An 11,982-nucleotide genomic window follows, 5' to 3' on the forward strand; every position below is an offset into this window, starting at 1 on the left:
AACAGACAGGGTCGCTACCGCGCGGTGTGGTGCCCGGCGGTCAAGGTGTGCGCATCAAGAAGAAGGTAGCGGACCGCCGGGCTCAGGAATGTGCGGACGTGCGTCGGAGGACCGACGTGGCCGCCGCGACGACGGCGCCCACACGACGACCGGCCGCTGCCATGGGCAGGGCTGCGCGCGCAGGGTATCGACGGGGCGAGAGGAGAGCCATGGGGCGCGAGTGTAGGGGATTCTGGCCAGATTGGCCAATTATGGCCCTACGGGTGCGGCGAGGAATTGCCGTGGAATCTCTGGATTTAATCAGCAGAACGCCTGAATTGAAATCAAGAGCCTGTGATTCGAGACGACGTGAATGAGTGATGGGAAAAGGGTGGGCAAGCGCTCATATTTACCGGATTCTTTGCGAGTTCGATATTTTCCTGACCGCCGGGATTTCTCTGTAATTCATAGATGAATAATTTCTTGTGCCGCATCGAATGAGTGGTTAAAAATTAATTTTATGGATTCGAATTTATTGAGAATATTATTTGGTGCATAAGGGGTGCGCCTGAGGTTGCTGTTGTTGTCATTCAATCTCAATTGTTTTGACTTTCCCAGAAGCTTGAAAGCTTCAATTGAGAGGGCTTCAGGTCGAACGAAATGGTGGATGCATTTTGTTTGTTCAATATGTCTCATTTGCGCATCCTCTGTTCTTTTGTTTGATTGCCATAAAAGCCCCGAGACATAAGAATTCAGTACGCAAAAATCTAAATGGCCGATTGCCTTCAATTGCAAATAATGTTGGCTATTTGTTTGCAATAAGAGGTTGATTGCAAATTTTGCGACGTGAATTTCAAATATTGTTAATTGGGGTTTGAATGACAGCATCCACATGGGACTTGTTCTTGTCGTCGTCGCGAGGCCGCGCAGGGGCGGTCCACCCGCTGATCCGTGCAGGCCTGGTCCTGCTTGCCGCAGGCGCCGCGACCGTCGCGTTCGCGCAACCCGCCGCTTCGCTGGAGGCGCCGCGCGCACCTGTCGCGGCCCAGGCCGTGACCGTCGTCCTCGCCCAGTCGAAGGTGGTCAAGGGGCCCGACGGCAATGAACAGTTCCAGGACGCGGCCACCATCAAGCCGGGCGACGTCATCGAATACAAGGCCACCTACACCAACAACACGGGCAAACCGGTCAAGGGCCTCGTGGCCGATCTGCCGATTCCCGAGGGGCTGGAATACCTGCCGCGCAGCGCCAAGCCGGGTGCCAGCCTCGTGAAAGCCGCCACCAAGACCGCCGTCTTCGAGCCCGAGCCGCTCGTTCGCAAACTGCCCGGCGGCAAGACCGAACCCGTTCCCTACAGCGAGTACCGCATGTTGCGCTGGAGCCTGGGCCAGTTGCCCGCAAACGGCAGCCTCGCCGTGAGCGCGCGCGCCAAGGTCGAAACCGTCGCGCCGCCAACGGCTGTGCCTCCCACGCCCGCCACGCCGCCCCCGCGCGGCAAGTAAAGGCCGCGCCGGCCCTCGCGCGCTGCGAGAGGCGAGGGCGCCCGCCTTTTCCATCGATCTCTTGTTTCTGAGTGCCAGTCGGCAGGTACGCGCTCGCCCGTCGAAACGTATCCGCCAGGTTCTTTCGTGTTCCCGTTCATCGACAACAGAGGAGAAAACTACGTGATTCCCACCCAGCCAACCCAACGCGCCAGCGGCTGCAAGCCGTGCGCGCCCTGGGCAGGCGCCGCAGCTTTGACGCTGGGCTTCCTTTTCGGAAGCCCGGCTGCATTTGCCGCGTCGCCGCCCGCCAACACCGTCATCGGCAACCAAGCGTCCGCCAGCTATTCGGACGCCGCCGGGACGACCCAGGTCGCGACCTCCAACCTGGTGCAGACCACCGTTCTCCAGGTGGGCTCGTTCACGCTCGACAGCGTCAACCAGGTCACGACGACCATCGCCAACACCAAGTCCGGCGCGGCCGGTGCCACGGTCTATGCGCCTCACGTGCTGACCAACACCGGCAATGGCGTCGACACCTTCGCCCTCACGGTCAAGGCCGATGCGGGCAAGTTCTCGCGCGTCGAGGTCTTCGCCGACGCCGACGGCAACGGGCTGCCCGACAGCACGACGTCGCTCTGCTCGGCAGCTGGCACGGACGTCTGCACGGTGACCCCGGCGCAGAGCGTGCCCGGCAACAACGGCGCGTTCCGTTTCGTCGTGGCCTACACGATCCCGGGCTCGGCCGCCGGCACCGGCAATTTCGATGCGGCAACGATCACCGCCACCCCGGGCACCCCGGCGCTGTACACCGCGCCGAACACCTCGGCGGCCGACAAGGACGAGGTCAAGCTGGCCACCGATGCGGTGTTCAACGTCACCAAGGCGATCGGTGTTCCATTGGTCGCCGCACCTGGCGGCGGCGCATGGCCGGCCCCGTCGGCCAGCGGGCCGCGCTCTTCCGCTGCCTGTACCGCCACGAGCTGGACGGCCGGTCTTGCATCGAACGCGAACTGCCAGTACTCGGTCTACACCCTCACGTTCAACAACACGGGCGGCGCGCCGGGCAAGTTCGCGCTGTCCGACGTGCTGCCTGCAGGGTTGACCTACGTCACCGGTTCGGCCGTGTGGAGCGGTGCGTCGGGCACGGCGCTGGGTGACGGTGCGGCCGGCGATCCGTCGGGCATCGACTTCCAGGTGACCGGCAACACGCTGAATGCCGTGGTGGCTTCGCTGAGTCCGAACGTGACGCAGACGCTGAGCTTCGTGGTGCTGGTGAACAGCACCGCGGCGGTCGGCACGTCCACCACCACCAACGTGGCCCGCTACAACCCCGCGAACGCGGATGCCAATGCCCCTCCGGCGATCACCGCGGTGGCCATTGGCACCGTCGGCTCGACCACCAATCCGGCGGCCTACACCGTCCTGGCGCGTTTCGGCATCGTGGTGGGTTCCAACCCGTCCACGGCTGCAACGGCACTCGACGCGACACCCGGCACGCCGAACCCCGCCGGCCAGGACCTGACCACGAAGACGCTGGCTGTTACGGGCGGCAGTGTCCGTTTCCCGCAAACCGTGTTCAACACGGGCGGCGCCTCGGATGCCGTGAACCTGTCGATCTCCGCCAGCACCTTCCCGGCCGGCACGAGCTTCCAGTTCTTCGCGGCCGACAGCGGCGCACCGCTGCTGGACACGAACGGCGACGGCGTTCCCGACACAGGCCCGATTCCGGCCGGCGTGAGCCTCAACATCGTGACGCAGGTGCAACTGCCGCCGGGCACGGTGGGCGGCGCCTACGTGGCCACCGTGCTCGGTCGCTCCGTGAACGACAACACGAAGATCGATGCGACCGAAGACCGCCTCGAGCGCGTGATCGAGACCCTGGTCGACCTGACCAACACGAAGATTGGTACTGGCACCGGCAGCGTCGCCAACGGCGACCTCGGCGCGGGCCCCAGCCCGTTGCCAACGCAGGTTCATGACACGGGCGCCGGCACCGGCACGGTCTTCACGCTGTGGGTGAAGAACCATGACGTGATCGACGCGACCTACAACCTTGCCGCCAGCCAGACGACCGGTTTCCCGGGCGCGCTGCCGGCAGGCTGGACGGTCAAGTTCGTGGCGTTTGGCGGCACCTGTGCATCGCCGGCCATCTCGAACCTCGCGGTCATCGCCGGGGGGCAGCAGGCGGTCGAAGCGTGCGTCACGCCGCCTTCCTCGCAAGCCGCAGTCACTGCAGTGAAGATCTACTTCAAGGTGCAATCCACTGCGGTGGCCTCGACCGGCGGCATCGCTTCCGACGTCAAGACCGACGCCGTGACGGTGACCTCGACGGCCCTTCAGCTGGGCGCCTCGCTCACGCCGAACAACAACGGCCAGGTCGCACCCGGCGGCACCGTGGTGTATGCCCACACGCTGACCAACATCGGCGCCCAGAGCTGCGGCGCGTACACGCTGACAGCCAAGGTGCCTGCGGCAGATGAGGCGCAAGGCTGGACCACCGCGGTCTACCTCGACGTCAACGGCGACGGACAGATCGACGCTGGCGACACGCCGGTGAACGGTCCGCTGGCAAGCCTGCCGGCCGGTGCGGCGCAGAAGCTGCTGGTGCGTGTGTTCGCGCCGGGGGGCGTGAGCGCGGGTGTCAGCAACACCACGACGGTGACGGCCACCTTCACCGACCCGGCCCCCAACTGCGGTACGCCTTCGGCCACCGACATCACGGCCGTGATCACCGGCCAGATCCGCGTCCTCAAGACGCAGGCGGCCGATGCGACCTGTGACGGCGTGGCGGACACCGCGTTCGCGGCAACGTCACTGCAGTTGAAGCCGGGCCAGTGCATCGTCTACCAGGTCGTTGCCACCAACGAAGGCATCGTGCCGGTGACCAACATCGCCATCAACGACGCACTGCCAGCGTACACCGTCCTGAGCGCGAAGCAGCCTGCGTTGCAGTGCGAAGCCCCGGGCATTGGCGGTACGACGCCGGTCTTCGCATCGACCGCCACCGCGGTGAGCTGCGGCAGCGCGGCCAACACCGTGGCCCCAGGTGGAAAGGTCACGCTGACCTTCGCCGTGCAGATCAACCCCTGATCTGACATCGGCGCCGCCGACGGTTCCGCACGGGCCGTCGGCTGTTTCCCGCGAGGCCCGGGTTCGCCCCGGCGCCTCGCCTGTTTCCCCTGCCGCTTTCGCGCACATCGCTGCATGCAAGCCGTGCCTTGCCGGCCTTCGAGGCGGCAGAGGAAAGAGTTCTTCGACTGTTTGACGTGTCTCCCGCAGCGGGAGGTGCCAGGGAAGGTTCACCGCGTGCCATTTCTTCTTTCTTCTTCGCGTGCCGGCGTGCCTCGGTGGTGGGGCTGCGGGGCGCTCGCGCGCAGCGCGATGGCGGCCTTCGGCCTCGCACTCGCCGTGCTCTTCGCACCGATCGCGCATGCGGCGCCCGCGCCCGGCGGCGTCGTGATCCGCAGCATCGCGACGGGCACCTACGTCCCTGCCGGCCTCGACCGCAGCGAGACGGCCATCTCCAATGCCGTGATCGCCAGCGTGCTGCCCGTGGAGGCGCTGTCGCTCACGCAGGACCAGCGCGTGAACCGCCCGCCCGGGACCGTCGTCACGCTGAGCCACCTGCTCACCAACACCGGCAACGTGGCTTCGCGCTACACCCTGGGGCTCGTCAACGACGGCGCGGGGTGCCCGGCCGACGGGCTCGACCTGTCGGCGTTGCGCGTGGTGCGCGACGCCAACCACAACGGCGTCGTCGACGCCTCCGATCTGGTGCTGCTGCCCGGTGCCGCCAGCACGCTCGCGCTGGAGCCGGGCCAGACGGCCGAACTGCTGGTGCAGGGCACCATTCCCGCCGCGGCCAGCGGCAGCGCCTGCGTGGTGCTGAGCGCGACCACCGCCCTGCAGGGCGCGAGCGTGAGCAATCGCGACACGGTGGACGTGGGCAGCGTCGCCGTGCTCGCGCTGGTCAAGTCGGCCAGCCATGCGGGGGCCGTCGTGCCCGGCAGCACGCGCATCGACTTCAGCATCTCGGGCACCAACACCGGCGCGCGCGACGCGCAGCCCGGCGGCGCGGCCGCGCCCACCGGCACGCAGGTGCTGGTCAACGGCAGTCCGCGCAGCCTGCTGCTGCTGCGCGACCTCGTGCCCACAGGCACGCGCTACCTCGCTGGCAGCCTGCAGAGCACGGCAGCCGGCGCGGTGCGTCTGTTCCGCATGCCCGGCGACGCCGACTTCAGCTACCGCACCGCCGAAGACGGCGCGGCGATCGAAGTGGCCATCGGCGTGCCCACAGCCCTCGCGCGCAATGCCTCCATCGCGATGCAGTTCGCGGTGCAGGTCAAGGCCGATCACACGGGCGATATCCGCAACACCGCGCACAGCCAGTACAACGACGGCGTCGCGCCCGCCGCGTCGCCGTCGAACACGGTGGTGATCGCGATGGCGCCGCCGCAAGGCCAGGGCCGCATCGGCGTCGCCAAGGCCGCCTCCACGCCGCGCATGCACCGCGGCGCGGACGGCCAACCCGACGGCACGGCCACCGTCACCTTCGACGTCAACGTGCGCAACTACGGCACGACCGCGCTGCACGGCGTGCAGCTGGCCGACGTGCTCGAAGGGCAGGGCGCCACGCAGTTCGGCACCCGCACGACCGCCGCGGTGCCGGGCGCGCGCCAGTACACCGTGGTGCCCGGAACCCTGGCCATCGTCGGCAGTCCGGGCAACGGCGTGGCGGGCACGGTGGCGGCGGTCAACGCCGCGTTCAATGGCACCGCCTCCGCGCAGGACCTGCTCGCGCCCGGTGCGGTGCTGCCCGTGAGCGGCCAGTTCACAGTGCGTTTCGATGTGCGCTTCCACGTGTCGGGTCGCGCGGGCACGCTGCTCAACACCGTGCGCGCACAGGCCGCGCTCGCCGCCGGTGGCCCGCCCACCGTCTTCGACGACTCCGTCAACGGCAGCAACCCCGACGCCGACGGCGACGGCAACCCCGGCAACGACACCTCGCCCACGCCGGTGCAGCTGCAGCAGCCCGTGCTCTCGCTCGTGAAGAGCGTCTCGCAGCCGCGCCGCGTGGGAGAGGGCGTCTACGAACTCGACTACCGCTTCAAGGTCGGCAACACCGGCGCAGCCCCGGCCCCGAACGTGCGCGTGATCGACAACCTCGATTGCACCTTCGACATGGACAAGCCCGAGGGCCTCGTCGCCGCCTGGGAACTCGTCGGCGCGCCGAAGGTGCGCCACGGCGTGCTGCAGATCGCCTCCGGCTTCACCGGCCGCGCCGCCTGCGACCGCGAGGCCGCCGCCAGCGCCGACCCGTTCCGGCTGCCGATGCAGGCCGCGCTCGGCCTCACCGACGGCAGCCGCGCGCTGGCCCCCGGCCAGAGCGAAGACATCGATTTCACCGTGCGCGTCACCCGCAAGCCTTCCAGCAACGGCGCCCGCGTGCCGTTCACCAACAAGGCCTGGGCCGCCGCGTTCGCGCAGAACACCGCCCCAGCGTCGTCGGCTGCGCTCGTCACCGCGAGCGCCAGCAGCGCGTCCTCCATGCTGGCCGACCCGCAGGGCGTGGTCTACAACGCCGTCACGCGCCAACCGGTGGCCGGTGCCGTCGTCACCTTCACCCGCCAGTCGTGCAGCGACGGCGCTGCCCGGCCGATGGCCCTGGCCGAGGTGTTCGGCGGCGACAGCGGCGTCTACCGCGCCAACGCCGACGGCAGCCTGTCGATGACCACCGGCGCCGACGGCGGCTACCAGTTCTATTTCCTGTCGCCGCCGGTCACCGGCAGCTGCACCTATGCGCTGGGTGTGGCGCCGCCCGCGGGCAGTGCTTACGCGGCGCCTTCGCAGCTCATCCCCGCCACGCCCGGCACCTTCGACCGCTGCGGCGCCATCGTCCCGAACGCTGCGTCGCCGCAGGGCGCGGAGCCCACCACGCACCACTTCTCGCTCAAGGCCGGTTTCGAGCCCTCGGGCGCGGCCTGCGACGTGGTGCACAACCACATCCCGCTCGACCCGGGCAACGTGCTCGGCCTCGTGTTGCGCAAGGAAGGCAGCAAGCGCCAGGTCGAGTTCGGCGACTTCCTCGACTACGCGCTCGTCGTCACCAACAAGACCGGCTTTCCCGTCACCGGCCTGAGCCTCTCCGACCAGTTGCCGCCGGGCTTCGCCTACGTGGCCGGCAGTGCGCGGCTCAACGGCGCGGCCACGGCTGAGCCCGTGGGCGGGGCCGGTCCCCGGCTGGTCTTCAACCGGCCCGGCCTCGCGCTCGGCATCGACCAGTCCGCCGCGGTGCGCTACCGCGTGCGCGTGGGTGTCGGCGCACCGACGAACGGTGATGCCGTCAACCGGGCCCGCGCCAGCTCCGGCCCCATGCAGTCGAACCTCGCCCAATGGACCGTGCGCGTGACCGGCGGCGTGTTCTCCGACGATGCCTTCCTCTTCGGCAAGGTCTACATGGACTGCCGGCGCGACGGCCGCCAGCAGGACGTCGACGAAATCGGCGTGCCCGGCGTGCGCCTGTACATGGAAGACGGCACGCACGTCATCACCGACGTCGAAGGCAAGTGGAGCCTGTACGGCCTCAAGCCCGTCACCCGCGTGCTGCGGCTCGATGCCACCACGCTGCCCGCCGGCGCGCGGCTCGAAGTGCTCGACAACCGCAATGCCGGGCGTCCCGACAGCCGCTTCGTCGATCTCAAGAAGGGCGAATTCCACAAGGCCAATTTCGTCGTCGCCAACTGCGACGCGCCGGCGGTGATGAGCGAGGTCATCGCGCGGCGCGAGGCCATCGCCGCCGTGCCCGACACCGAGGCCGAAGCCCAGGTGCGCATGCGCCTGGACCCCGAAGGCCGGATCGTCCCCGTCGGCGACCGGCGCGCGCTGCCTGCCAGCGGCGAGGTGCGCGCGGGCGGCAGCACCGGCACCGGCACCACGCAGGCCAACTCGGCGCCACTGATCGCGATGCCCGCCGCACCGGCATCGCCCAGCAGCTTCATCGGCGGCGCGTCGGGCAGCCAGGGCAGCACGCTCGGCGCGGCGACCGGCGGCGGCGCGGCGGATGGCGCATCCCTCGTGGGCAGCCTTTTCTCCGGCATGCGCGTGTCCCGCGGTATTGCGCAGCCGACCGCCGCGGTGGCGCCGCCGCAAGCCGCCCCCAGCCCCATCGACCTCGAAGCCTTGCTGCCCCGCATCGAAAGCAACGCCCTCGGCTTCATCGACCTGCGCGACGGCGACACCTTGCCCTCGACCTCGCTCAACGTGCGCGTCAAGGGCGAAGCCGGCCTGGCGCTGCGCCTGAGCGTCAACGGCCAGGGCGTCGAGGAGCGCCGCGTCGGCAAGAAGACCGAGCAGGCCAGCCGCCGGATCGGCGCCTGGGAGTACATCGGCATCGTGCTGCGGCCCGGCGTCAACCGCCTCGTGCTCGAAGCTGTCGATCCGTTCGGCAACGTGCGCGGCGCCGCGCAGCAGATCAGCGTCACCGCGCCCGACAAGCTCGGCGCCATCCACATCGACGTGCCCGCCTCGGCGCAGGCCGACCTGCGCACGCCCGTCGTCGTGAAGGTGCGCCTGACCGACGCGGCCGGCGTGCCCGTGACCGCGCGCACGCAGCTCACGCTCGAGACCGACCGAGGCCGCTGGCTCGACGAAGACCTGAACCCCGCCGAGCCCGGCACCCAGGTCTTCATGGACGGCGGCGTGGCCGACTTCCGCCTGCTGCCGCCCGGCGAACCCGGCGATGCCCGCCTGCGCGTGACGGCCGCGAGCTTCACGAGCGAGGCACGCCTGGCGCTGCTGCCCGAGCTGCGCCCGATGATCGGCGTGGGCATCGTCGAAGGCGTGCTCGACTTCACCAAGCGCGGCCAGGTGCCGCTGGGCGCGATGCCCGCGGGCGCGGCCTTCGAGGCCGAGCTGTCCGGCCTGGCCGACGAGGGCAACGACAAGCGCCGTGCGGCCGCGCGCGCTGCCTTCTTCTTCAAGGGCGCCGTCAAGGGCGAGTACCTGCTCACCGCCGCCTACGATTCCGACAAGACGCGCAAGGACCGCCTGTTCCGCGACATCCGACCCGACGAGTTCTACCCCGTGTACGGCGACTCGTCCGCGAAGGGCTTCGACGCCCAGAGCACGCAGAAGCTCTACGTGCGCATCGACAAGAACCGCTCCTACCTGCTGTACGGCGACTTCAGCACCGCCAGCAGCACCGAGGTGCGTAGCCTGAGCCAGGTCAGCCGCTCGCTCACCGGCCTCAAGCACGTCTACGACGACGGCGAGGTGCGCACCACCACGTATGCCTCGCGCACCGCGCAGACCCAGCAGGTCGAGGAGTTCCGCGCCGTCGGCACCTCGGGCCCGTACTACCTGGGCGCCAGGGGCGGCGAGTTCGTCGAGAACAGCGAGCAGGTCGAGATCGTGGTGCGCGACCGCAACCAGCCCGACCTCGTGCTGCAGCGCTCGACCGTGACGCGCTTCGTCGACTACACCATCGAGCCGCTCACGCGCCGCCTGCTGTTCACGCGCGCCATCGCGTCGGTCGATGCGAACCTCAACCCGCAGTCGATCCGCGTGACCTACGAGGTCGACGCGGGCGGCCCCAAGTTCACCGTGGCCGGTGCCGACGTGCAGCTCAAGGTGGCCAAGAACCTGCAGGTCGGCGTGGTCGCGGCCATCGACGAGAACCCCGAGAACCGCCGCAAGCTCGGTGCCGTCACCGCCATGGCGCGCCTGGGTGAGCACACCACCGTCGCCGGCGAATGGGTGCAGACCGACTCCGACCGCAACGGCAAGGGCAGCGGCGCCCGCGTCGAGTTGCGCCACCAGGGCGAAGACCTGGCCGTGGCCGCGCTCGCGAGCAAGACCAGCACCGGCTTCGACAACCCCGGCGCGAGCTTCTCCGCCGGGCGCACCGAAGCCTCGGCGCGCGCCGAGTACCGGCTCGACGCCGCCACCGCGCTGCGCGGCGAACTGCTCTACGGCCAGGACGCCCTGCGCGAAGGCACCCGCCGCGGCATCACCGCCAGCGTGCAGAGAAAGTTCGGCGAGCAGCTGGTGGGCGAGTTCGGCCTGCGCCACGGCCACAACGGCACCGGCCTGGGCAGCGGCTCGGGCTTCGACTACGGCCAGGTCTCCACCTACAGCGGCAACCTGGGCAGCGGCGTGGCCGCCAACAACGTCACCGCGCTCGGTGCGGCGGCCAACGCCGGCACCCAGGCCAACGGCAACGACGACGACCTGACCACCGTGCGCGCCCGCCTGTCGGCGCAGGTGCCGGGCGTGCCGCAAGCCAACGTGTTCGTCGAAGGCGAGCAGGACATCCGCAAGTCCGACCGCCACGTGCTCGCCGTGGGCGGCAACTACGCCGTCACCGACAAGACGCGCCTGTACGGCCGCTACGAGCTGGTCTCCAGCCTCTACGGGCCGTACGAGCTGAACGCGGGGCAGTCGAACAACGTGGGCATCCTGGGCATCGAGAGCGCCTACATGGAGGGCGGGCGCGTGTACAGCGAGTACCGCCTGGCAGACAGCCTCGACGGGCGCGCCGCGCAGGCCGCCACGGGCGTGCGCAACACCTTCAGGGTCGACGACCACTGGCGCCTGACCGGCGGCGTCGAGCACACGCGCCAGATCGGCGGGCTGCGCAACAGCGGCAACAACGGCACCGGCCAGGCCAGCGGCCTGGCGGGCGACTCCACCGCCATCACCGGCGGCGTGGAATACACCGACGCGCGCATCAAGGCCAGCGGCATCCTCGAAGGCCGCCACGGCGACGACGCGGACACGCGCCTGTTCAGCGCGGGCTTCGGCTTCAAGATCGATGCGTCATGGAGCCTGCTGGCGCGCAGCGTGATGAGCGCCAGCGAAGGGCAGGGCGCCAACGCCGGCAACGCGCACCACCTGGCGCGCCACCAGCTCGGCTTGGCCTACCGTCCGGTGGACACCGACAGCTGGAACGCGCTCCTGCGCTACGAGCGCCGTTCCGAGCGCGTCACCGGCACCGGCAGTTCGACCGGCGCACTCGACGGCGCGAGCGTCTTCGGCGCGGGCAACGGCAGCGCAGCCCTGCCCGGGCGCACCAGCGCCGACATCGTCTCGGCCCACCTCAACTACAACCCGCGCCCCGGCACCGTCATCAACGGGCGCTACGCCGCCAAGTGGTCGCGCGCCGACGACGGCCTGCTGCGCAGCACCTACTGGGCGCACCTGCTGCAGGCGCGCTACACGCAAGACCTCAACGACAGCTGGGACCTGGGCGTGCAGGCCGGCCTGCTGCGTGGCAAGGGCGGCGGCCTGCAGAAGACCATGGGCATCGAAGTCGGCTACCAGGTCATGAAGGACCTGTGGGTGTCGGCGGGCTACAACTTCGTGGGCCTGAAAGACCGCGACCTGGCGGCCAACGACTACACGAGCAAGGGCGCGTACATCCGGCTGCGTTTCAAGTTCGACGAGACGGCGCTGGGTGCCGCGTCGGCGGGCGCGGCAGCCCTCGTGAAAGACGACCGGACCGATCGATGAAGTCGCGGAG

Annotated in this window: 4 protein-coding genes; 3 read left to right on the plus strand and 1 reads right to left on the minus strand. The window is 69.2% G+C overall.

The window, feature by feature from the left end; translation table 11 throughout:
* Positions 1-444: 444 nt before the first annotated feature.
* Entirely contained in the window at positions 445-873 is a 429-nt protein-coding gene (locus VHAB30_RS08795) for a hypothetical protein (protein ID WP_159276698.1), read from the minus strand.
* Here VHAB30_RS08795 and VHAB30_RS08800 point away from each other — a divergent pair.
* The 3 genes from VHAB30_RS08800 (at position 858) to VHAB30_RS08810 (ending at position 11,972) form a co-directional block, all read left to right on the plus strand.
* On the plus strand, positions 858-1,481 hold the full coding sequence (locus VHAB30_RS08800; RefSeq protein WP_159276700.1) for a DUF11 domain-containing protein: 624 nt from the start codon (positions 858-860) through the stop codon (positions 1,479-1,481). The two genes, VHAB30_RS08795 and VHAB30_RS08800, sit on opposite strands and share 16 nt — an antisense overlap.
* A gap of 162 nt (positions 1,482-1,643) precedes the next feature.
* Positions 1,644-4,553, plus strand: a complete 2,910-nt coding sequence (locus VHAB30_RS08805) for a beta strand repeat-containing protein (RefSeq protein ID WP_159276702.1) — start codon at positions 1,644-1,646, stop codon at positions 4,551-4,553.
* Between the two features lie 291 nt (positions 4,554-4,844).
* Positions 4,845-11,972, plus strand: coding sequence for a DUF11 domain-containing protein (locus tag VHAB30_RS08810; RefSeq protein ID WP_159278312.1), 7,128 nt, complete (start codon positions 4,845-4,847; stop codon positions 11,970-11,972).
* Positions 11,973-11,982 lie beyond the last annotated feature (10 nt).

The sequence above is a fragment of the Variovorax boronicumulans genome (assembly GCF_009811375.1).
Taxonomy (GTDB): Bacteria; Pseudomonadota; Gammaproteobacteria; order Burkholderiales; family Burkholderiaceae_C; genus Variovorax; species Variovorax boronicumulans.